Annotated in this window: 24 protein-coding genes and 2 riboswitches; of the genes, 6 read left to right on the top strand and 18 right to left on the bottom strand. The window is 40.3% G+C overall.

Going from position 1 to position 23254, the window contains the following annotated elements; genetic code table 11:
- Window positions 1-188: hypothetical protein (locus UN64_RS21140; RefSeq protein ID WP_216352800.1), on the top strand; the 188-nt coding region annotated here is incomplete at its 5' end.
- 71 nt (window positions 189-259) lie between these two features.
- Here the strand turns inward: UN64_RS21140 and UN64_RS19060 are convergent.
- The 13 genes from UN64_RS19060 to UN64_RS19115 form a co-directional block, all read right to left on the bottom strand.
- Entirely contained in the window at window positions 260-1693 is a 1434-nt protein-coding gene (locus UN64_RS19060; RefSeq protein ID WP_077365744.1) for a nicotinate phosphoribosyltransferase, read from the bottom strand.
- A 95-nt stretch (window positions 1694-1788) separates the two neighbouring features.
- The gene (locus UN64_RS19065; RefSeq protein WP_077365746.1) at window positions 1789-1992 is read right to left on the bottom strand and encodes a hypothetical protein; all 204 of its coding nucleotides are present in this window, start codon (window positions 1990-1992) and stop codon (window positions 1789-1791) included.
- Window positions 1993-2244: 252 nt separating this feature from the next.
- Window positions 2245-3339, bottom strand: coding sequence for a transglutaminase domain-containing protein (locus tag UN64_RS19070; RefSeq protein ID WP_077365748.1), 1095 nt, complete (start codon window positions 3337-3339; stop codon window positions 2245-2247).
- A 26-nt stretch (window positions 3340-3365) separates the two neighbouring features.
- Window positions 3366-3917, bottom strand: coding sequence for a hypothetical protein (locus tag UN64_RS19075; protein ID WP_077365750.1), 552 nt, complete (start codon window positions 3915-3917; stop codon window positions 3366-3368).
- Window positions 3918-4061: 144 nt separating this feature from the next.
- A complete protein-coding gene (locus tag UN64_RS21030) occupies window positions 4062-4220 on the bottom strand; it encodes a hypothetical protein (RefSeq protein WP_171978975.1) in 159 nt (52 codons plus the stop codon).
- 139 nt (window positions 4221-4359) lie between these two features.
- A complete protein-coding gene (locus UN64_RS19080; protein ID WP_077365752.1) occupies window positions 4360-5106 on the bottom strand; it encodes a prepilin peptidase in 747 nt (248 codons plus the stop codon).
- A gap of 161 nt (window positions 5107-5267) precedes the next feature.
- Window positions 5268-6566 (bottom strand): NCS2 family permease, encoded by a 1299-nt coding sequence (locus UN64_RS19085; protein WP_077365754.1) that lies wholly within the window; start codon window positions 6564-6566, stop codon window positions 5268-5270.
- 121 nt (window positions 6567-6687) lie between these two features.
- Window positions 6688-6789, bottom strand: a riboswitch (purine riboswitch).
- 102 nt (window positions 6790-6891) lie between these two features.
- A complete protein-coding gene (gene guaA, locus UN64_RS19090) occupies window positions 6892-8421 on the bottom strand; it encodes a glutamine-hydrolyzing GMP synthase (RefSeq protein ID WP_139343213.1) in 1530 nt (509 codons plus the stop codon).
- Between the two features lie 160 nt (window positions 8422-8581).
- A riboswitch (purine riboswitch) is annotated at window positions 8582-8683 on the bottom strand.
- Window positions 8684-8723: 40 nt separating this feature from the next.
- Window positions 8724-10910 carry a DUF4129 domain-containing transglutaminase family protein gene (locus UN64_RS19095; protein WP_077365758.1) on the bottom strand — a complete coding sequence of 729 codons (2187 nt, stop codon included), beginning with the start codon at window positions 10908-10910 and terminating at the stop codon, window positions 8724-8726.
- On the bottom strand, window positions 10903-12168 hold the full coding sequence (locus UN64_RS19100) for a DUF58 domain-containing protein (protein ID WP_077365760.1): 1266 nt from the start codon (window positions 12166-12168) through the stop codon (window positions 10903-10905). The genes UN64_RS19095 and UN64_RS19100 overlap by 8 nt, the downstream gene beginning before the upstream one ends.
- Complete coding sequence (locus UN64_RS19105) at window positions 12165-13142, bottom strand: AAA family ATPase (RefSeq protein WP_077365762.1); 978 nt, start codon at window positions 13140-13142, stop codon at window positions 12165-12167. The genes UN64_RS19100 and UN64_RS19105 overlap by 4 nt, the downstream gene beginning before the upstream one ends.
- Window positions 13143-13318: 176 nt before the next feature.
- Window positions 13319-14170, bottom strand: a complete 852-nt coding sequence (locus UN64_RS19110; RefSeq protein ID WP_077365764.1) for a manganese catalase — start codon at window positions 14168-14170, stop codon at window positions 13319-13321.
- Between the two features lie 483 nt (window positions 14171-14653).
- Window positions 14654-15361 carry a hypothetical protein gene (locus UN64_RS19115; RefSeq protein WP_077365766.1) on the bottom strand — a complete coding sequence of 236 codons (708 nt, stop codon included), beginning with the start codon at window positions 15359-15361 and terminating at the stop codon, window positions 14654-14656.
- 324 nt (window positions 15362-15685) lie between these two features.
- Between UN64_RS19115 and UN64_RS19120 the strand changes: the two genes are divergently transcribed.
- From UN64_RS19120 to UN64_RS19130, 3 genes are all read left to right on the top strand, one after another.
- The gene (locus UN64_RS19120) at window positions 15686-16210 is read left to right on the top strand and encodes an ECF transporter S component (protein ID WP_077365768.1); all 525 of its coding nucleotides are present in this window, start codon (window positions 15686-15688) and stop codon (window positions 16208-16210) included.
- 123 nt (window positions 16211-16333) lie between these two features.
- Window positions 16334-16747 (top strand): YhfM domain-containing protein, encoded by a 414-nt coding sequence (locus UN64_RS19125; protein ID WP_077365770.1) that lies wholly within the window; start codon window positions 16334-16336, stop codon window positions 16745-16747.
- A gap of 141 nt (window positions 16748-16888) precedes the next feature.
- Window positions 16889-18070, top strand: coding sequence for a DUF4317 domain-containing protein (locus UN64_RS19130; protein WP_077365772.1), 1182 nt, complete (start codon window positions 16889-16891; stop codon window positions 18068-18070).
- A gap of 114 nt (window positions 18071-18184) precedes the next feature.
- Here the strand turns inward: UN64_RS19130 and groL are convergent, their stop codons facing one another.
- Both groL and groES read right to left on the bottom strand, forming a co-directional pair.
- The gene (gene groL, locus UN64_RS19135) at window positions 18185-19822 is read right to left on the bottom strand and encodes a chaperonin GroEL (RefSeq protein ID WP_066286288.1); all 1638 of its coding nucleotides are present in this window, start codon (window positions 19820-19822) and stop codon (window positions 18185-18187) included.
- 92 nt (window positions 19823-19914) lie between these two features.
- The gene (gene groES, locus UN64_RS19140; protein ID WP_066242572.1) at window positions 19915-20199 is read right to left on the bottom strand and encodes a co-chaperone GroES; all 285 of its coding nucleotides are present in this window, start codon (window positions 20197-20199) and stop codon (window positions 19915-19917) included.
- Window positions 20200-20438: 239 nt separating this feature from the next.
- On the opposite strand from groES, the gene UN64_RS19145 reads away from it, so the two are divergent.
- Together UN64_RS19145 and UN64_RS19150 are read left to right on the top strand one after the other, a co-directional pair.
- Window positions 20439-21152, top strand: coding sequence for a CPBP family intramembrane glutamic endopeptidase (locus UN64_RS19145; RefSeq protein WP_077365774.1), 714 nt, complete (start codon window positions 20439-20441; stop codon window positions 21150-21152).
- On the top strand, window positions 21149-21352 hold the full coding sequence (locus tag UN64_RS19150) for a YdiK family protein (RefSeq protein WP_077365776.1): 204 nt from the start codon (window positions 21149-21151) through the stop codon (window positions 21350-21352). The genes UN64_RS19145 and UN64_RS19150 overlap by 4 nt, the downstream gene beginning before the upstream one ends.
- Window positions 21353-21599: 247 nt before the next feature.
- Here the strand turns inward: UN64_RS19150 and tatC are convergent, their stop codons facing one another.
- The 3 genes from tatC to UN64_RS19165 are packed head-to-tail and all read right to left on the bottom strand — an operon-like array spanning window position 21600 to window position 23226.
- Window positions 21600-22382: a twin-arginine translocase subunit TatC gene (gene tatC, locus UN64_RS19155; protein ID WP_077365778.1), complete on the bottom strand. Its 783-nt coding sequence runs from the start codon at window positions 22380-22382 to the stop codon at window positions 21600-21602.
- A gap of 12 nt (window positions 22383-22394) precedes the next feature.
- Window positions 22395-22577 (bottom strand): twin-arginine translocase TatA/TatE family subunit, encoded by a 183-nt coding sequence (locus tag UN64_RS19160; protein ID WP_066286279.1) that lies wholly within the window; start codon window positions 22575-22577, stop codon window positions 22395-22397.
- Window positions 22578-22590: 13 nt separating this feature from the next.
- Window positions 22591-23226 carry a redox-sensing transcriptional repressor Rex gene (locus tag UN64_RS19165; RefSeq protein ID WP_077365780.1) on the bottom strand — a complete coding sequence of 212 codons (636 nt, stop codon included), beginning with the start codon at window positions 23224-23226 and terminating at the stop codon, window positions 22591-22593.
- Window positions 23227-23254: the final 28 nt, after the last annotated feature.

Below are 23254 nucleotides of genomic sequence, written 5' to 3' on the forward strand. Positions count from 1 at the left end.
TCCCTTACCTTTGCTTTTGTTCAGTTTTCAAAGAACTTCATCGCGTTACTTTCTTAAAGCAGCGACAAAAACTATCTTACCACATATCTTCTATGGGATGCAAGTACTTTTTTGAAAAAGTTTTGTTTGTTTTTGTCGAGAAATATGTAAGAAAAGCAACAACGTTTATTACTATATCAGCGTTCTGAAGCACCGTCAACGGTTTTTTAAAGTTTTTATAAAAAAACCTCTTTTCACATTTGAAAAGAGGTCTTGTAGTCTATAAAGAATACTTTTCTAGAAGGTCGTTTTTCGTCTTCCACACTTTTTCAGAAAGGTCTACAAAGTATTCTTGAGGGTTGAGTCTTCTTAAATGCTGCGGCCAGAACAACTGAAGCTGTGCTTGGTGGTAGCTTCGGATTTCTTCCAAATTAGGCAGCTCATATACAAGCTTTCCTTCTATATAAATAGGTTGAAGAAGCTCTTCTGCAGTAAATGAAGATACTACCTTATTCTTATAGGTGTGAATCGGATCGAAAAGCTTGATGTCTTTTTCTGGGATTACTTCATCCTCCATCGCAATATAATCCGCTTCCGCTTTACCTTTATTATTTATAATCCTATAGACCTTCTTATAACCCGGTGTCGTTATCTTTTCTACATTAGAAGAGATTTTGATCGTAGGGACGTATTCACCATCTTCATATTTTGCTACAACTTTATATACGCCGCCAAGTGCTGGCTGGTCAGATGCGGTAATCAGCTGAGTCCCGACACCCCAAGATGTAATTTTGGCCCCTTGAGTTTTAAGGTCTGTAATAACGTCATCATCTAAGTCATTACTTGCAACAATTACTGTGTCATGCAGTCCTGCCTCGTCCAGCATTTTACGGGCTTGGATTGAAAAGTAAGCTAAATCCCCGCTGTCCAGCCGAATCCCTTTCAGCGACTTTCCTTCTTCCTTCATCTTCAGCCCGACTTTTATAGCATTAGGGACTCCGCTTTTTAACGTATTATACGTATCAACTAGAAGAATACTTTGATCTGGCAGCGCTTTTGCGAAACGTTCAAATGCCTCTTCCTCAGAATCATGATCTTGAACCCATGCATGTGCGTGCGTGCCTTTTGTCGGGATCCCAAAGAGCTTTCCTGCGCGCATGTTTGAAGTTGCATCAAATCCTGCAATGTACGCGGCACGCGCGCCCCAGATCGCTGCATCCGCCTCTTGAGCACGGCGTGTGCCGAATTCCATTAACTGATCTTCTTTTGCAACATGACGAATACGTGCAGCCTTTGTTGCAATTAATGTCTGATAGTTCATAAAGTTGAGGAGAGCAGTCTCCAGCAAATGAGCCTCGAACACACGGCATTTAATTCGAATTAACGGTTCGTTTGGAAAAACAACCGTGCCTTCTTTTACAGAAAAAAGCTCCCCCGTAAATTGAAAGTTCTTTAGCTCGTTTAAAAAGTCTTCATCATATTGCTCTTCCTGTGTTCTTAAATAATCAATATCTTCATCATTAAAACGTAAGTGGTTTACATATTGGATAATTCGCTCAAGCCCTGCGAATACAGCATATCCGCTCTTAAAGGGGTTCTTTCGGAAAAAGGCTTCAAACACTCTAATGTTATTATGCGTTCCGTTTTTCCAATGGGCGTACATCATATTAATCTGGTATTTGTCTGTATGCAGTGCTAAATCTTCATAGCTCATCTCGGAATCCCGCCTTTCTCTTGTACATTTTTCTCTTATTGTACGATTGTTAAACATTTTAAAAGGCCCGGCAACAAAAATGCCGAGCAAAATAATTATTCTACAATTGATATTTTCTTTTCTGCCGATTTTGAGTTACTTCCATCCATTACTAATTCACCTTGAAGCTTCTCTCCATTTTCCCCATAGGCATCTTTTATTGATGGCCAGGTGCTGTCTAGAGGGCTCACGCTGATGACTAGCTCGTAATCCTTGACGTCTTTTAACTTTTTATTAGTCTGAGGTTTTTCAATTATCATTCTGTAGGAACCATCAGGATGAACATCAACTACATCTTGAAAGCCTGATGTAATGAAATCAGGGATATCAATTTTCCCTCTTAATCGAGTTTCTTCTAATAAGTTGGTTTTTCCTTCAACAAATAAGTATCTTCGGCTCTATCTGCCGTTCTTTGGATTATATTTGGCGCGCAATAACAACAGGAGTAATAAACGACTCTTCCCCCAAAAAAAATTAAACTTAAGGGGACAACCATTCCATACTTCAAGTACTTAAAATTCTATTTCTTTCTTGGTATGTGTCTTCTGAAACTCTGCTGGTTTTGGATCGAAGTATTCCATCGTGAATTTAGGTACGAACTTGTTGTTCTGCAGGTAACCTGAACCCCATGTTGGATCCATCGTTAGCCAGCGTCCATCCACTTTGGTCTCCACCCAAGCATGGTTTTGGCCTGCGTATCCTGTCACCATCTGTGTTTCCAATCCGCTTGCTCGCAATAATGCAATTGCCAAATAAGCGAAGTCCTGACATACACCTTTTTTCTCATCCAGCGTTTTCAATGCGCTATCATCAAATTCAAATGTGCGATTGTTCAGTTTATCAACGTCATAGCTCACGTTTTTGGCAACATATTCGTAGACAGCAAAGGCTTTTTCTTTTTCCGTTTTCTTATTCTTTGTTAGCTGATCGGCCAACTTTTTAATCGCAGGAGCGTCTGACTGAATTCCTCTTGAAGGCAGGGTAAACCGCTGGTCTTGTGCATTTGTGTTCTCTACTGTAAAACCTGCTACTCCTACAAAGTGCTGTACATATCCATTCGTTAATGTGAAATCTGGGGCCATTAAAGAAACTTCATATTTACCTGGACCAAATCTCAGGAAGAACTCCCCTTCAAATTCATTGTTTTTTACCGGAATGGCGTACATAGCCTTCTGATCATCTTTTTCGGTTTGCACAAAAACATTATCTGTTTTATTCGCATCTTTTCCTCTAGGGTCGATACTTCCTTTAATTTTATAAGTTAGATCTGTCTCTTCACCGCCAACTTCAGGAGTCTCAAGATGGAAGCCCTTTTCTTTGTAAGCCGAAGAATAATTAATAGGTTCATAGGATTCACTTGATAGATTTTTCACATACAGATTTGCAGCTTCAGAATAATAGTCCGACATCCCCTCTTTCGGTGTCATAATTTGGACTTCATGAACGCCTTCTCCATAATAAAGAGGGATTTTCTTGCTGAACTTTCCCTTCTCCACAGGAATCATGATTTTTGTAGACTCACTCTCTTTTTTAAGTTCAACCATAAGCTGCTCTACACTGGTATCTACTACTTCTCCTGCTAATTCAAAAGATCCATCTATTTCCATATACCCATTTATGGAATTTTTTAGCACTAACCTTGTTTAAGAGCGTTTTTTGTGAGTGCTACGTCACGTTTCACTTCTGGATTCACATTTTCAACATCAAACTCTGCAATATCGTAAAAGTAATCTTCCGCTTTATCACTAGGCACACTGACTTTTACAGAATAGTTTCCCTTCCCGTTAAAGAGCTGTACTCTCTGCTCAAACTTTCCGTCTTTAATCAGTGCATAGTAGCTTAATTCCCTTCCAGCGGGACCTTCTTCTTCACTTCTCACCTTAATCCATACGTAATCAGACTTAAATCCGCTATATTTTTTTGCTTTTCCTTTGACTAAAACGCTAGAATTCGTCGTAAACTCTTTATATTTCGGGCTTGATAAAGAAGCTTCAACCTCTTCCGCATAAGGAAGCAGCTCAAGCTTCTCTAACTTTTCGTCTTGGTTCGCTTCTTCAGCAAGAGCGGTGTATTTGTCCTTTTTTTCTTCTTTCTCTGTTTGATTAGAAGCATCCTGATCAGCGCTACATGCAGTCAGGGCGACGATAAAAAGCGAAAGAATCATACTCAAAAGTTTAGTTTTCATTCTTTAATCTCCTCTGAACGTATTCAAAAAGAAAGAGATGGGGTTGCCATCTCTAGTTGTACGTTCTAATTTTGCGATGCTTTATTAATCAGTTTAAAGACTCTATCTGGTCCTTCATAAACCACCACCGCCATTATTGTTTAGCTAATTTATTTTTTCTCCCTGTTCAATTGTTGGGGTTAGCTGAGATTTCGTGTAATCAATTCCTCCAGACCCATTTGTACTGGCAAGGCATGCTGTATGGGTGAGACCAAAACAAGCATCCGCAAACATCCAAAATAGTACGAGCCACTTTGCTTTCATTTCTTATCCTCCTGTACCGTTCAATCCTTATAATGTTTCATAATACCCCACTTTTTAAAGGATTGACTATACATAATAGGAAATTTTTACAAGTTAGTAAAAAGGTGCCCGGTCCTTTGTACTAACATTCTATGATGCTTTATATATAAAAATTTAGCAGCTCTAACTGGTAATAAAAAGTTACAATCGAACCTAAAGCTAAATACGGCCCAAACGGTAAAGCTGTTTTTCGAGTAAACTTCTTCATCAACAAACCTATAACGCCGACAATTAAACCCACAACAGACCCGATCATTAGTGTTAAAAACGTCCCCTGAAACCCAAGCACCAGCCCTAATACACCCATCAGCTTAATATCTCCGCCCCCAATCCCGCCTTTTGATAAAATCGCAAGCAGCAGCAGAAAACAAAAGCCGAGCAAGCCTCCAGCCACTGCATCTAGCCAGCTTCTAAATTCAAACACGACTTGCAGGATCAAAAACCACACAAAGAACACGATCAATACTTTATCTGAAATGATGAAATACAATAAATCCGATACAAAAATTATGGCGCACAGCAAAATGAGCGAGCATGCTAATAGAAGCTCCACGGAGAAACCATATTTCAAAAAGGAGAACGCGTATATTCCACCTGTTAATAATTCCACGACTGTATAGATGACAGGAATGCGCTTTTTACACGTCCCGCACTTCCCACCTGCCACTAAGAAAGAAACAATCGGAAACAGCTCATACCATTTCAGCTGTTTTTCACAATGGTCACACTGTGAGCGTTCAATGCCCATCACCTTCATTTTCTTTGGCAAACGGTAGCCTACTACTCCGCCAAATGAAGCCAGTACTGCTCCTAAAATAAAAAACCACACGCTCCACATCGTTTCCATTTCCCCACTTCTCCTTAACGCTCAATCTGCACAATATTATAATGAAGAAACTATATTTCCGCACCTTTCTTCTTTAAAGTTATCGGCTTATTTTTTCTATTATTTTCCTGAAATATAAAAAAGGAATGCCCGCTTTCGGACATTCCTGCTAATGATTCTCTCTATTCTACTAAGAATACGAAGTAACTGATAAAGATTACGAATAGTACCCACATGATCGGATGAATTTCTTTTGCGCGGCCTTTTACAGTCATCGTTAATGGATACATAACGAATCCTAGTGCGATTCCTGTTGCGATGCTGTATGTGAGCGGCATTGCGATCAATGTTAAGAACGCTGGTACAGCAATTTCTAAACGGTCCCATTTGATTTTACTCAACACTGAAACCATCAATACACCTACGATAATCAATGCTGGTGCGGTTACAGATGGTGTTACAACAACTAGTAATGGTGAGAAGAATAATGCAAATAAGAATAGTGCGCCTGTTACTACAGATGTGAAACCAGTACGTCCGCCTGCTGCTACACCTGAAGCTGACTCGATGTAAGCTGTTGTTGAAGATGTACCTAGAACTGCTCCGACTGCGATTGCTGATGAATCGGCAAGCAATGCTTTTCCTGCACGAGGCAGTTTGTTGTCTTTCATGATACCTGCTTGGGAAGAAACTGCCATTAGCGTCCCCGCAGTATCAAAGAAATCAACGATAAAGAACGTTAGGACGACGATCATCATTTCTACAGTGAAAATTTGATCAAAGTGGCTGAATGCCTGGCCGAATGTTGGCGCAAGGCTTGGGATAGCCCCTACGATTTTATCAGGTTTATCGATCAAGCCAGTGAATATACCTACAACTGCTGTAATCACCATCCCGTAGAAGATTCCTCCGCGGATATTTCGGATCATCATAAGAATCGTTACGATGAAGCCAAAGATTGCTAGCAACGTTGGTCCTTGTGTTAAGTCGCCAAGAGACACGAGTGTTGCTTTATTTTCAGCGATGATTCCTGCATTTTTCAAACCGATAAAAGCAATAAATAGTCCAATACCAGATGCGGCTGCAAACTTTAAATCTTGAGGAATTGCGTTAATGATTGTTTCGCGAATCTTAAATAATGTAATAAAAATAAAGATAATTCCAGACATCAATACCCCGGCAAGTGCAGTCTGCCAAGGAATACCCATTACTAAAACAACAGAGTATGCAAAAAATGCATTAAGTCCCATACCCGGTGCTAGCGCGATCGGATATTTTGCGACGATTCCCATGAACAATGTTCCAAATGCTGCAGCAAGTGCAGTAGCTGTAAATACAGCTCCTTTATCCATGCCAGCGTCACCAAGAACCATCGGGTTAACGAATAAAATATAAGCCATCGCAAGAAATGTCGTTAAACCTGCTGTTGCTTCTTTTTTATAACTTGTATTAAAATCCTTAAAGCCAAAATACCGTTCCATCTCTCTTTTCCCCCTATACGCGCCTACGCATGAAAAACAAAAGACCCAAGGGACTAAGCCCTTGGGTCTGAATACGAAAAGATTAAAGAAACCGTACATATGCCAAAAAATGAACACATGCAATATTTCAATAATCCTCCGTAGTCAGACCATTTACGGCAGTCTGGTAGAAACTTTCGGGCCATATCCCCGATATTATACGTAGGAAATTCATTTGATTTTATTTACATCTTGAGTATAGGTCGAACTTTGTCGTTCGTCAAGCACTTTTCCGAATAATTATATGTTATTTTGCTATAATCGTTCGTCTTTTACTTTTTTAACCCTATTCCCACTCGATTGTTGCCGGCGGTTTAGAAGTAATATCATAAACGACACGGTTGATGTGATCCACTTCGTTTACGATACGAGTGGAGATTTTCTCTAATACATCAAACGGGATACGCGCCCAGTCAGATGTCATTCCATCAATAGATGTTACAGCACGAATACCGATCGTGTAATCGTACGTACGAGCATCTCCCATTACCCCAACACTTCGGATATCAGGCAACACGGTGAAATACTGCCACACATCACGATCTAATCCAGCATTCAAAATTTCTTCGCGAAGGATCGCGTCTGATTCACGAACGATTTCGAGCTTCTCTTCTGTAATCGCTCCAAGAACGCGGATTCCAAGACCTGGTCCTGGGAAAGGCTGACGCCATACGATATGTTCAGGAATACCAAGCTCTGTACCTACTTTACGCACTTCGTCTTTGAAAAGCGTGTTAAGAGGTTCGATCAATTTAAACTGCATATCTTCAGGAAGTCCGCCTACGTTATGGTGAGACTTGATCGTTTGAGCTGTTGCAGTTCCGCTCTCTACGATATCTGTGTAAAGCGTACCTTGAGCAAGGAACTCGATGCCTTGAAGGTTTGATGCTTCTTCATCAAATACGTAGATGAATTCGTTACCGATGATCTTACGCTTTTTCTCAGGATCAGAAACACCTTCAAGTTTGCTTAAGAAACGGTCTTTCGCATCAACCTTGATGATGTTGATGTTAAAGCCTTCGCTGAATGTTTTCATAACTTGGTCCGCTTCATCTTTACGAAGCAGTCCGTGGTCGACGAAAATACATGTCAGCTGATCACCGATTGCCTTATGAACAAGCACTGCTACTACAGAAGAATCTACTCCACCTGACATAGCGCAGATTACTTTTTTCTCTCCTACTACTTCACGGATCTTCTGTACTTCGTCCTCGATCCAGTTTTCCATCGTCCAGTTTCCTTCACAGCCGCAAACGGACTTTACGAAGTTATCCAAGAACTCGATACCGAATTCTGAGTGGCGTACTTCCGGATGGAACTGAACACCGTATAGCTGGCGGGAAACATCGCTCATTGCTGCTACAGGGCAAGACACGCTTGTTGCATCTGTAACAAAACCTTCAGGCGGCGCAACAACAAGGTCACTATGGCTCATCCATACGACTTGCTGCTCGGGAAGATTTTCATAAAGTTTGTTGGTGTTGGTAACTGTAATCTGAGCCTTTCCGTATTCACGGTGGCTTGCCCGCTCAACTTTTCCGCCAAAATGATGGCTCATCAGCTGCATACCGTAGCAGATACCTAGCACAGGGATACCCAGGTCAAAAATCGCTTCATCACAAGCCGGTGAACCTTCTGCATAAACAGAGCTTGGTCCTCCAGAGAAAATGATTCCCTTTGGATTCATCTTTTTTATATCTTCCGCAGTTGTTGTATGCGGATGAAGCTCGCTGTATACTCCTAAATCACGGATACGGCGTGCAATCAACTGATTGTACTGTCCGCCGAAATCCAACACTACGATCATTTCGCTCATTACGTGCAAGTCATTCGTTTCGTGCATGTACTCACCCCATCTATTAATATCAGCTATAGTATCCGTCAGCTTGCCTTACTTTACACTATTAAAAGCAAAACAAAAGGAATTCCACCCTTGTTTTCTACATAAAAAACAAAGGCAGAATTCCTTAAATAACTATAAAGAACCCTGCCTTCATAGTCAGGTTGTTAATGGCAACCCGGTAGAGACTCTCGAACCTTATTATCGAGGATATACGAAGGAGAATATGATCTGACGCTATAATCTTAAAGACATAATAACAATGCCTTCTATAGCGGTCAAGGGCGGATTCTTTTAATTAAATTTTCCCACAATTCACGATGGAAATCGCTCCATAGATCTGTCTGCTTTTTCGGACTGAATTGAACACCTTCATACGCTTTTGCTAAAATTCTCATGTCTTTAGTATCAAGTGCTCGATCGACGTAAAGTGCGTATTCTCTAAGTGTAAATGCTGGCTGTCTTCTAATGCCGTATACTTTTAGCAGCCACAGAAGTCTTTCAAACGCTTCTTCAAACGTTTCGGAACCTTGTTTGCGCTTATATCTCCAAATGGTATATTGACGAAGCCATTTTCTGCGGAACAAATATGCCAGTCCTGCAACGATTAATAGCAAAATGATCAATCCCGCTGCTGCATAGCCCGCCGTTTTTAAAATGGACGCAAAGCTTGCTTTTTCAGATGAAGCAGATTTTTCATCATTCAAATCTTTTTCAGGTTTGTCCGGCTGGTCAGGAACAGCTGCAGCTGGTGTTGATTCCTTTTTATCTTCTTCTGGCTGAAACGGATTATCGAAGCCGCGGGTAGGCTCAAAAGGCACCCACCCGATTCCTGAGAAGTACACTTCTACCCATGAGTGGGCGTTCGCATTTGTTACGGTGTATTCGCGAGTACCGTTATCTCCCATGCCTTCAAAAGTACCCGGAGTAAAACCTTTCACCCAGCGTGCAGGAATTCCAACAGATCTCAGCATAACGATCATCGAAGTTGAGAAGTTATCACAATATCCTTTTCTTGTTTCAAAAAGAAATTGATCCACATAATCTTCGTCATCTTCAGGTACCGCTACTTCAATCGTGTTATAACCATACGCTTCTTTCGCAAAGTATCCTTCTACGGTCTTTACCTTGTCATAGATCGTTGGCTGATCTGCTGTTATATCAGCGGCTAAATCCTTTACTCTTTGCGGCAATGTTTCCGGCAGCTGCAGGTAATTTTCCGTAACATACTGTGGGTATGAATTCGTTGATTCTTTAAGCTGAGCTTCTTTTAATACAGGAAGCTGATAGTTCATTACATAAGAAGACAGCTTAACTTCTCCTCCGTTTTGGAACGTTGAAATCTTCCCTTTTACCCCATCTAGCTGATAAGTCGTGTCAGGATCGGCATCGATTTTCTTCAGTTTCCCAGGAATCATAAGAAACGGATATTCTTTCCCTTTTTCAGCTTCAATTCTGGCTGTGTTGTCCTCCATCTCAAGTCCTTCTTCCCAGACTTTCGTATAATCTGTCTGAGCGGAAGGATTATTTGCTTCTAACGGGACAGCAGTTGTCGGAATCTTGTTTTCCCATCCTTTACCTGAGTAGAATTCTTTCGTTTCAATTCTCCAATAATGTCTCGCGTTATCGTATGTTTTAAAAATAGGCGTATAGTCAAATTCAAACGGACCGCCAAGCTGGCTGTCATTTTCACCGTACCCGATTTTCGCAATACCCTTTCCTTTTCCGCCTTCGCCAATGTCTTCTTTTCCAGACATATTTTGAATGAAAGGAACCGGGTCTGGCCATATTGGCGAAGCTTTAGGAGCTACATACCCCAGTACAGACGACAGCGCGATTACCCCTGAAAGTGGCGCAACCCAAAGAACAGGAAACTTTCCTTTTAGCAAAGAAAATCCTTCTGTTTCAATAAGTTTCATCATTCTTAAGATCCCAATCAGCAGCAACCCTATGAATACAGTTCGTATGATCGCAAGTTTCGCATCATATACCGTAAACGTATCTAGAATTGAAATGTATATAACGGTAATCAAGAAGAATAAGAAGATGCGCCTCGTTTGAATCAGCCAATAGTGCATCAGATAGCTCACAAGCCATAACAATATGAAGAACAGCAATGAGCGGCTGAGCGAGGTCATCTCATTCCAGTTCTGATCTGAAAATAACGTTAAGTTGTAACTAATGTCTTCTAGCAAATACGGAACCCACTTAAATGATAGAAATACATCAAAAAAATAAAGAGAATGCAATGCGTACAGCAGAGCCCCCAGCTTTACCGGAAATGAGATCCAAAATGGAAGCTGAAAGTACGTCACGATGAACAAAAACATCGTGTACATCACAAAAATGTTAATATCATCTGTGGTCGTGATATCTTTTAACGGTCTCAGCCATTCCCATAATAAAAGGAAACCTAGACCGTAAAGGACGAGTGTATGCAGGGATGAAGGCTGTTGTTTAGTCATACATGCCACCTGCCTTCAGTGATTCATTAAAGTCAGAGCCGATAATCGGTGTCACCGGAACCCCGCATTGCCTGATACGATTCATATACGTCAGCTCCTGGCTAGTCAGCTTAGGCTCCAAAGCCAGGAAAAAGAAAATAACATTCGTTTGCTGTCTGGAAGCGATAAGTTCCAGCGTTTTCATCGTGTATTCGGTCAAGTTAGGAGAGATGATCAGCGCTGTCTTCCCTTCCATATGGCCAATCATGTATTCCTGCTTCAAGCGTTCTTCGAAAGGTTCTTTTATCTCTGCCTTCACTTTAGCCAGTTCATGAAAGATGCGCCATTCCTGCTCAACCCCTATGTTCATCGGAATTTCTTTTCCTTTAAAAGGATGATAGCCGATGGAACCGCCTTTTGAGATTGAAAAATGAACGAGAGATGCTGCAAGCGATACTCCCCGCTCGAAAAGCCAGTCGTTTGTGCCATAACTTTTTTCACAATGATCCAGAACGATTACAAAATCATCGTTCCTCTGCTGCTCGAACACTTTTGTAAGCAGCTTATTGGACCTTGCACTTGCCTTCCAATGTAGCCAGTTCATCCTGTCACCAGCTACATAGTCACGCACACTTACTGTAGATGTGTAATCTGTAAATGAGCGTTTTCCCACTTTTTTCATACCGGTTTGAAGCATCTTTCCATTTTCCCAGCGTTCAATATCTTGATACTGCGGATAAACAAAAATTTGATCCTTTACCGATACACTCGTACTTTTTAATACAAAACCGAAGATGTCGCCCGTCTTCACCATGATTTGATCAAATTTAAACAGCCCTCGCGGTGCAGGGTTAATCGTGTAGGAATATTCGAGGCGTTTGCGGAACAAAGGAAACATCAGGATACGGGATTGAATCTGATGAGTGTTCCCTTCATAGCGGGTTTCACGAAGCAGTGCTTCCGGAAGCACGTCCTCTAATACAACGTAAAATAGAGGGAAATTGCTGCGGCGTGTCACCAAGATCGTAATTACCACTTCTTCTCCGGCCATCAGTTTTTCTTTTGAAATAATACGCTCAATTTTCAGCCGCTGAATGGGATAAAACGCCATCGCAATCGAATATAAAACAAGCGGAAGAACGCTGTAGAACAAAAACCAGCTTACAAATCCGCCTTGAAACATGGCAAAAGAGAAAGTTACGAGCAGTAAAAAAATGATCCCTGAAAACCCTATCGGTGTTTTATTACGCTCCCAAAATTTTTGGAGTAATGCCTTCATCTCGCATGCTGTTCCTTATGAATAGGTGCAGGAACACGGGCTAAAAGATCCTTGATCACCTCTTGTGCGGTTACACCTTCAAAACGGGCTTCAGGTTTTAATAGCACGCGATGCACAAGTACAAACGGCGCCAGATATTTCACATCATCAGGGATTACAAAATCACGGTTCATTAACAGTGCATAGGCTTGTACAGCTTTTAAAAGAGAAAGTGATCCACGAGGACTTACTCCTAATGCAATGGACTTGTGGTTACGCGTACGGTTGACAAGATCCACAATATATCGCTTCACAGAGTCAGATACATAAATATTTCTCACAGCCGTTTTCAGTTCAGCAATCTCTTCTGCAGAAATCGCTGGCTTCAACAAATGGATAGGGTGTTCGTTTCCGATTACGTTCAGTACATTGAATTCTTCTTCTGGCGTTGGATAACCCATTGTGAGCTTCATTAAAAAACGGTCCAGCTGTGCTTCCGGAAGCGGATAAGTTCCTTCGTACTCGATCGGGTTTTGTGTTGCCATTACTAAAAACGGGTCAGGAAGGATATGGGTTTGCCCATCTACCGTCATGCTCATCTCTTCCATCGATTCAAGTAAAGCGGATTGTGTTTTTGGAGATGTACGGTTGATTTCATCGGCTAAAATAACGTTTCCGACTAACGGACCAGGTCTGAATTCGAAGCTCATGTCCTTCTGATTATATATCGATACCCCCGTCATATCAGACGGTAATAAATCAGGTGTAAATTGTATACGATTAAAAGTTAAACCAAGGGATTTAGCAATAGATCGAACCATCATCGTTTTCCCTACTCCAGGCACATCCTCAAGCAATACATGCCCTCCAGCCAACAAAGATACAAGCGTTAATTCTGTAACTTGTTTTTTACCTACCATTACTTTTTCAACATTTTTTATGACGTCTCTTAGCTGCGGATGATATTCAAATGAATTTTCGTTTCTAGCGCTCATGTAAGACTCCCCTCTAACATTTCTGTCTCTCTATTAGATAATTTTTTTCCTTCCTATTAATTTCGCATTGGAGAATGTATATTCCTTGTTTTTTTTACAAAAAAAGAGAAAATTCGAGATTGGAATATACATATAAAAAAAAGTGCACTGCAAATGCAGTGCACCTAATATCTTTCTTATTCTTCATTTGAGTTTTTAAACTTCTTTCCATCCAAATCATGATGCAACGTTGGAGCTGGAATTTCTGGATTAGGAACATTCCCTAGCGGAACTGGATCTGCTTCATAAACGAAATCGCCTGTTCCGTCTTGCGCACTTCCAGTTGCCCACAATCCTTCTGCCGACTCCTGACCTTCAGAGAGATTCCAAAACTTATAGGCTTCAGGCTGGGATTCTAATTCTGCTTCTGGCGGGAATGATGCTGGGACTACTACGCCGTTCTTCTGTTCAAGCTCTTCAATGGCTGCCATCCACTGATATTGGTGATATCGGTCACGAGCTAACATTTTTCTGAAAGCTGCACGTACTCCTTCGTCCCTCGTCATATGATACAAGCGAGCCACTTGCAAACGCCCCTGACTTTCAGCATGCAAATTTGATCTCATGTCTGCAAGCAAGTTGCCGCTCGCTACAATATAAGCTCCGTTCCAAGGCACACCATTTGAATTAGTCGGCAATCCGCCAAGACCGCTAACAAGCAAATGCTGCGGGTTAATTCCACCCATGATTGCTGCTGTAGCGGGATCCTTCGCCGCTTTTGCTTGGTCATCTGGAGAAGCTCCATCGAGAAGCTGGCTAATCATTGCACACAACATTTCTACATGCCCGATTTCCTCAGTTCCAATATCCATAAGCATATCTTTGTACTTTTCTTCTCCACGACAGTTAAATCCTTGGAAAAGATATTGCATCATTACGGTCATTTCTCCAAACTGCCCACCCAAAACTTCTTGGATCTGCCGGGCAAGCTGAGGATCTGGACGATCTACCTTAACTTCAAATTGCAATTCCTTTTGGTGACGAAACATGTGGAACCTCCCTAGTCAATAGTTTTTGACATGCTTATTAATTCTTCCCTATCATTTTTAAATAAAACGGTTTTAGGAAGAATCATGAAAAAAGAACTATGTATTTGAGCTCTAAAGAAATAAAGGTCTTTGGAAGTTTTCCAAAAAAATTCTTTTTATGAGCAATTAAAAAGAGGCTTCCATTGAGTTTTATAACTCTAGGAAACCTCTAACTAAATAAGGAAAGTATATAAAATGTCACTTACTTGTCTCTTCTATTATGAAAATTATCTTTGTCGAATGCAACTCGGAAATTGTAGATATTTCTCGGGAAATTGTAGAATTTGTTTTAAAGATACTTATGTTTTCTTTCTATGTATGAGTTCGATATATATTTATGTACTTATAGAACTGTGAACTATGTTCTGTATCAAAATAGATAAAAGTAAACCTATATCGCCCTGCGATACGGTCTCTTCTGAAATGGGAGGCTCGACACAAGTGTTATTTTTTAAAAAAAGAAAAGAAACCACCTGTTTTACTTTTAGGTTTTTGTATCGCTTCTTCTAAACGTTTATTAAAGTCATTTTGCAAACGCCACTCTCTTGTTTGTTCTTCACGAATCTTTTGTAGTTCTTGTTGCAGCAGTTCACTTTTTTCTTTCTCCTGTTCCAGCAATGATTCGTAATGATTTTTCTGCTGTTCCGTTAGTTTTTCAATTTTTGCATTTGTTTTCTGTGCTGCATTTCCAACAGCAGATCCTATAACGTGGTGATCTTGCTGCAGACGGGAAACAGATATCTTAAGCTGCGACATATCGTTAGTCAATTGAACATTCATTTCACGTGCCGCTGCAAGTTCATTGGCTAACATCATTAAGACTTCTTTTATTTGGTTGGGATCTTGTGGTAAGTTTTCGTATATATCGGGTACCGCTACGTCTGTCGCGTTAGATTCTTTTAATCTTTCTTTTTGTTGCTGAACAAGGTCCTTCGCTGTATCGTCTAACGGTTTAGCCGTATCGCGCAACGCTATAAGCGATTCAATATCTGATTGAACAAAAATACGTCTGTCGCCATCTTTCAAGAATTCATATCCGTTCCGCTCCAAAATTTGCCCATACTTTCGGACAGTTGGAGTGGCAATCCCTACTTCTTCTGCTACTTCCTTTGAAGAAAATGCCCGTTCATTCGGTTGTATATCACGCCTCATATCGGACCTCCTTTTCACATTTTTTTCGTATTTACATCTATTATAAGTTATATCGCCCAGCGATACGAACCTAAAGGAGCAATAATTCGCTTATAATAGGCATTCGAAGAAATAAAGCTTGTTTTGTGCTTTGGTTCCAAAATTTATCTAATTATTTAGTAAACTGCCTTTGTGATGTGATACGATCTTTTCATATCGTTTTCCTTTATCCATAAAATAGCTATTTTCTTAGGCATAAGAGAAAGATATAATAAATAGACAGGGTTCTCCCCTTTAAAATCTGAAAATACGAAACATAATAATAAATACGAAAGAGGTTTTTTTGTGAATACTACACTATCATCAAGAGCAACGAATAAAACACAAGCATTAGTCATTAATGCACTTTTCGTAGCATTAACTCTTGTAGCTACGATGTTTATCAACTTAAAGCTTCCAATAGCAGGCAACGGCGGACTAATTCACCTAGGCAACGTGCCCCTTTTTATAGCTGCATTCGTTTTTGGAAGAAGAACCGGTGCGATTGCAGGTGCATTTGGAATGGGTATGTTTGATCTAATCTCCGGCTGGACGATTTGGGCTCCGTTTACCTTTATCATCGTTGGTGCAATGGGATATGTAGCTGGTCTTATAGGTGAAAAGGTTCCGGGGAAAAGAGCCATTGTATACTCGATCGCAGTTATTGCTGCTCTTCTCATCAAAATTGTTGGTTATTACTTCGCTGAAGTGGTCCTTTACGGTAACTGGATAGCACCATTCGGATCAATTCCTGGGAACGTATTGCAAGTTGTTTTTGCCGGGCTAGTGGTAGTACCGCTTGTGGCACGAATTAAGAAGAGAATTTTATAAGTAAAATAAACCTCGTTAAGTCTAAGACTTGACTTGACGGGGTTTTTTCGTCATTTCGATCCCCTGAAACCTTTTGTAAAGAATGGCGACTTACTTTATAAGTTGAATTTTAGAGGTGTAAAAATGAAAAAAGGATTCATCATTCTTTCTTTAATTATTTGTTCGCTCTTGTTTTCAGGTTGTAACCAAGAAAAAACTTCAGAAGCAGTTGGAGCTGAAAATAAAAAGAACACTCAGGAAACTCAAGAAAAACTTAAAATTACCGGTGAAGTAAACAAGACCTTTTATGAAGAAAAAGAAATAAAGATCGATCGAGATGCTATACATTCTGCTGAGAAGATACTTGGCATATTAGATGTGGCGAAAAATAATTTTGAAATTAGTCTCATTGATTCAGATGGCAATAAAGAGACCTATTTTCTTTGGTTAAGAAAAGGTTACAGTGGTGGAATGATTATGAATATCGAGGACACTCATACAGGCTATACCCTACAGGAAGCCGATGTTGTCAGATTAAAAGAGCTGTTAAATATGTAAATCGACCTTCTCATTTTTGAGGAGGTCTTTTTCTACAGAATATCCCCATCTACACTTCGGCTAAATGTTAAAATAAAGAATACCTCAAAGGATGAGAATTTCTGCCTTTAAAATCGCAGCAATGTAGGAGTGTTTGTAAGCATGAACAAAAAAGATATAGCACAGATCCGAAAGCAATTTAAAAAAGATAATGATCTACTTAAAATCTCCACTATTTTTAACGTCTATATTACTAAGGAATCGAGTGATATTTATCATCACGTGAGTCAGCCTTTCGAAATGCTGGATGCCGAGCAACAGGAGCTGTTTCTGAATAACTTTAAGAAATTACTAGGCGGAAATCTAGATGAAAAGCTCTTTGAATTAAAGTTTCAAAAGAATGCCGATAATAACAGCCAGCTTATTTTGCATCAAGGGATGCTGAGCAGTGATGTGGAAGACTGGAAAGAGCGAATGCTCCAAATGGTAGGCAAAATGCTTTTAAACCGACAATACGAAAAGGATATTGTGATCACCTTCATTAAGGGAGAATACTATAAGCCGACAAAGCGCAAAAATGATGAGGCTGAGATAAGTGAACGAGATGCCGTCTACTCCTTTCCCTTTATTCTGTGCAGCATAAATAATACACAAGAACCGAAAAAAGAACTTCTCTTTGATTATGTTGAAAAAGAATTCAAGTACAATTTTGTCGTCGATCCTATCATCAACCTGAATGCGCCAATCGGTGGGTTTCTTTTCCCTTGTTTCAGTGATAATGCAGCCGATGTTAACCACATTCTCTATTCAGCAGGAAAAGTACATGAGCCTGATTATGATTTCATTGAGCAAGTTTTAAATGGCGAAGATATCATGACGGCAAAAGACGATAAGATCGTTTTTGAAGAAATCATCAAAGACGTTACAGGAGATCAGTTGAATACATCCACTCTCTCCAATGTGTATGAAGAGATTAACCGAATGATTGAGGAAAATGAAGAAGAAGAACATCCTAGATTAGACTCAAAGGACGTTGAACGAGTATTAATGGCGAGCGGTGTTGATGATGTGAGTCCTGAAAAAGTAGAAACAGCCTTCCAAAAAGTGATTGATGATAATAAATATGAGTTTAAAGCGAGCAGCGTTGTACCGAAGTATAATTCGAAATCTATTAAAATCAATACAAAAGTAGCTAACATTTCGATTAGTCCACAGGATTTAAGATACGTTAAGCAAGTACATCTTAGCGGTAAACGTTACCTTATGATTGAAGTGGAAGAAGATACGGTTATTGAAGGGTTTACGATGATTCCAGAGGCTTTTGGTGAAAAAGTAGAGAAATAAATATCAAAAGATACAAAAAAAGCTTCTCACAAGTTTGTTCACTTATGAGAAGCTTCTTTTTATAGTTTTCTAGGTTAGCAAAATGTTAGCATTTCGCTCTTACCTAGAGGCAGATTACATCATGCCGCCCATTCCGCCCATGCCCATGCCGCCCATGTCTGGCATTCCGCCGCCGGCGTTTTCTTCTGGCTTATCAGCGATTACTGCTTCTGTTGTTAGGAACATTGCAGAAACAGATGCTGCGTTTTGTAGAGCTGAACGCGTAACTTTTGTTGGGTCAACGATTCCGGATTCGAACATGTTTACCCACTCGCCAGTTGCTGCGTTAAATCCAACTCCGATTTCTTCGTTCTTCAAGCGCTCAACCACTACAGATCCTTCAAGACCTGCGTTGTGTGCGATTTGACGAACTGGCTCTTCAAGCGCACGAAGTACAAGCTTGATACCTGTCAATTCGTCGCCAGTTGCTTCTACTTTTGAAATTGCACTTAGTACGTTAACTAGAGCTGTACCACCACCGGATACGATACCCTCTTCAACTGCCGCACGCGTAGAGTTCAATGCGTCTTCGATACGAAGTTTGCGCTCTTTTAACTCAGTTTCAGTAGCTGCTCCAACTTTGATTACTGCTACACCGCCAGCTAATTTCGCTAGGCGCTCTTGTAATTTTTCTTTATCGAACTCAGAAGTTGTTTCTTCGAGTTGTGCTTTGATTTGGTTAACACGAGCTGCGATCTTAGCAGAGTCTCCAGCACCTTCAACGATTGTTGTGTTTTCTTTTGTTACAACAACTTTAGAAGCTGTACCAAGCTGCGTGATGTTCGCAGTCTTAAGGTCAAGACCTAGCTCTTCAGTGATCACTTCACCGCCAGTTAGTACTGCGATGTCTTCTAGCATTGCTTTACGGCGATCACCGAATCCAGGAGCTTTTACAGCTACTGCATTGAATGTTCCGCGAAGTTTGTTAACTACTAATGTAGCAAGTGCTTCACCTTCAACGTCTTCAGCAATCAACAACAATGACTTTCCTTGTTGTACCACTTGCTCAAGAACTGGAAGGATTTCTTGAATGTTCGTAATCTTCTTATCTGTGATAAGGATGTACGGGTTCTCAAGCTCTGCTTCCATCTTGTCAGAGTTTGTTACCATGTATGGAGATGCATATCCGCGGTCGAACTGCATACCTTCAACCACTTCAAGCTCAGTTGTGAATCCTTTAGATTCTTCGATCGTGATTACTCCGTCGTTTCCAACGCGCTCCATCGCTTCAGCAATCAACTGACCTACTTCATCGTCAGCTGCAGAGATCGCTGCAACTTGTGCGATTGATTCTTTTCCTTCGATCGGCTTAGAGATTGCTTTAAGCTCTGCTACTGCAGCAGCTGTCGCTTTTTCGATACCTTTACGAAGTACCATTGGGTTTGCACCGCTTGTTACGTTCTTCAATCCTTCACGGATCATCGCTTGAGCAAGAACTGTTGCAGTTGTAGTTCCGTCCCCTGCTACGTCGTTCGTTTTGCTTGCTACTTCAGCTACAAGCTTAGCACCCATGTTTTCGAATGCATCTTCAAGCTCGATTTCTTTTGCGATTGTTACACCGTCATTTGTGATTAGAGGAGAACCGAATTTCTTTTCAAGTACAACGTTGCGCCCTTTAGGTCCAAGCGTTACTTTTACAGCGTTCGCTAATGCATCAACACCACGAAGCATTGAGCGGCGTGCGTCTTCACTAAATTTAATATCTTTAGCCATGTAAAAAACCCTCCCATTATTTTAAAAAGTTAGTGACTTACATTGCTTTTATTTATGTAGCTTCAAAACATTGAAGCTTCCATTCTCTGAGGTTAGCCTACGATCGCTAAAACGTCAGATTCACGAAGAATCAAGTATTCTTTGCCTTGGTACTTCACTTCTGTACCAGCGTATTTAGAGAAAATAATTGTGTTTCCTTCTGAAACTTCTAAAGAGATACGCTCGCCGTTATCCGTTACACGGCCCGTACCTACAGCAACAACTTTTCCTTCTTGAGGCTTTTCTTTTGCTGAATCTGGTAATACAATGCCGCTTGCAGTTTTTTCTTCACCTTCTACAAGCTCAATAATAATACGGTCACCTAATGGCTTTAACAAGTGAAACACCCTCCTTAAATAGTTAAAAAAATTTTTCTTATTAGCACTCTTTGTTGGTGAGTGCTAACTCCATTTCTAATAATAAATAAAACTTTAAAACTTTGCAAGCAGGAAATATGAAAAAGTTCTCAAAATCGATATCCTCGCGAGCCATGCCTATTCTATGTTAAAATGGGTTAGCATATATAGAGTAGTACTAAGCAATAGTATTCGGGTGAGGAATTAAAGGAGAACTTAATTTGAAGAAAAAATACTGGTGGATCATCTTTATATACATACTAATGCAATTCTCGGGATATCTCGGAATTCCTCTATTAAATGAACTTGGTGTTCCCGACAATCAATTGTTCGGAATGTGGGGCACAATAAGTTTTGTAGCCGCTCTATTCATAATCCTTTACATGCTTATTCCTGAGATGAAAAGCCGGCATCGCGATGCTGAACGGGTTTCAAAAGGTTCTGCTGTTATGTGGTCGATCATCGGTATTTTTATGGCGTATGCCGCTCAAATTATTGCCAGCCTTATTGAGATAAAAGTATTTGGAATCCAGCCTGGTTCTGAAAACACAGAGATGCTTGTTGAAATTGTAAAAGATGTACAATATTTTATGATTGTAACGGCCATTGTCGGACCGATATTAGAAGAGATAATTTTCCGAAAGATCATTTTCGGATCACTTCATAAACGATTTAATTTCTTTATTTCTGCTTTGATCAGTTCTCTTATTTTTGCTGCTGTTCATGCGGACTTTACACATCTATTAATATACACAGCAATGGGCTTTACCTTTGCATATCTGTACGTTCGGACGAAAAGACTCATTGTCCCGATCGCCGCACACGTCGCAATGAATACACTCGTATTAATTGTCCAGATATTCCTTGCTGATAAGATCAAGGAAATGGAAAAACAGCTAGAAACAGCGCAATTGATTTTTGGAGGACTGCTATGAAGACATCACCTTTGTTTATGGCATTTTTATATTTAGGAATCGGAGTCGTCTTTACGTACTTAGCGGTTCATTATGCTAGTGAGTACGGAATGACAAGCTTCTGGACAATCATCACAATGGTTGTCGCAACATTCGATTTCGCAAATGCTATCAGGTATTTCGCGTTGAATAATCACTTGAAGAGAAAACGAAAGAAATAGATGCAAAACTGCCCTTCCTGGGGCAGTTTTTCTTTTTGTTTATGGATGAATGGATCATTCGCGTGAAAGCTTTATTGTTGGGCGTGGAATGGAGCTTAGTTGGCGTGAAACAGGGGTGATTGTGCGTGAAACTAACACTTCCTGGCGTGAAAATACAGATTTTCTGCGTGAACGTGTAATAATTATAAGAACACATACTGTAAAATCTCCAGAAAGAGGGCTCCCAATCCGGGAACCCTCTTTTCTTTTATTCGTTATATGCAGATTCAACTTCAGCTTCTTTCTCTTTCACAAGAGCTTCCACTTCGGCTTTCATCCGTTTTTTGTATGCGGTTCTGGATATGATTATGCTAATCTCATAAAGAAGTATTAACGGAAAAGTAACCATTAAATGAGACATTAGTTCTGGCGGAGTTATGAATCCGGCTATAACTAGAATCCCGAAGTAAGCGACTTTCCTAATTCTCTTTAAGTAGTCTGGTGTAACAATTCCTAATCTTGTCAGGAACATGATCAGCACCGGGAACTGAAACAGCAGTCCAAACGGCAATGTGATGTTAAATAAAAATGAGAAATATTCCTGGATCCCATATTCTCCTTCAACACTAAGCGCAGTCGCAACATTGCCCATAAAACTTACGACAAACGGAAAGAGAATAAAATACGAGAATGCCAATCCCGTTAAGAATAGTAAAAAGGCAATTGGGATATACATCAGTGTTACTTTTCGTTCATTTTCGTAAAGGCCCGGGCTGATAAACGCCCAGAGCTGATATAAAACTACAGGAGCTGCTAATACACAGCCGATAAAAAATGCGAAGGTCATATAGACATTCAATGGGTCTGTTAAATGAAATGCGTTCATCTGAATATCTTTAGCGATTGGATCACTTTGCAAATACACGATCACATGCTTAGCTAAGAAAAATCCAACGATAAGAAAAACAAAGAAAGCTATTAGTGCCCACATGATGCGTTTTCTTAACTCACCAACGTGGTCGTATAACGTCATACTTTTTTCAGAGTTCATAGAAAAACATCCTTACTTCTTCGGTTCTTCGCTTTCTTTTTTGTTATTATCATCGTCGTCCATAATGCCTTTTGTTGCATGCTTGAACTCGCGAAGCGTCTTCCCTGCTGCTTTTCCTAATTCAGGCAGCTTCTTTGGTCCAAACATAACTAAAGCTACAAGTCCAATAACTGCAATACTTCCTGGTCCTAACATTGTACTTCCTCCTTTAAGAGTAATTTTTCATAAAATAAACAAGTGACTGCAATTCTACGGCTAAATCGATATGATGTACGCGAATTTCTGAAGATACGGTTAATCGTGCTGGCGTAAAGTTCAAGATGCCTTTAACTCCCGCTCTTTCCAGCTGATCTGCGATCGGCTGGGCTGCGCCAACAGGTACAGTAAGAATAGCAACGTCAATTCCCCGTTTCTGTAGTTCACTTTCAATATCGTTCGTATGGTAGATAGGAACGCCCGCAATCTCGGTACCGATTTTGGATTCGTCTACGTCGAATGCGACTTCTATTTTTGTATTATTGTTTTTTGTAAAATTGTAATGTAAAAAAGCCGTGCCTAAATTACCTACTCCAATCAAACCAACCGTTGTTGTTTCATCCTGATTAAGGGTTTTGCTGAAGAATGAGAGCAAGTAGTTAACATTGTAGCCATAACCCTTTTTCCCTAACGCTCCGAAATAAGAAAAATCTCTTCGTATCGTAGCAGAATCTACTTTTACAGCCTCACTTAATTCAGCAGAGGATACCCTTTGCTTTCCTGAGGACGATAGATTTTTAAGAAACCGGTAATACAATGGCAGCCTTTTCGCTGTAGCATGCGGTATTTTTAGCTGATCTTGGTTCATGTATTGGCCCTCCATATTCAGAAAGCTT

Origin of the sequence: Fictibacillus arsenicus (assembly GCF_001999465.1) — a bacterium.
Taxonomy (GTDB): Bacteria; Bacillota; Bacilli; order Bacillales; family Fictibacillaceae; genus Fictibacillus; species Fictibacillus arsenicus.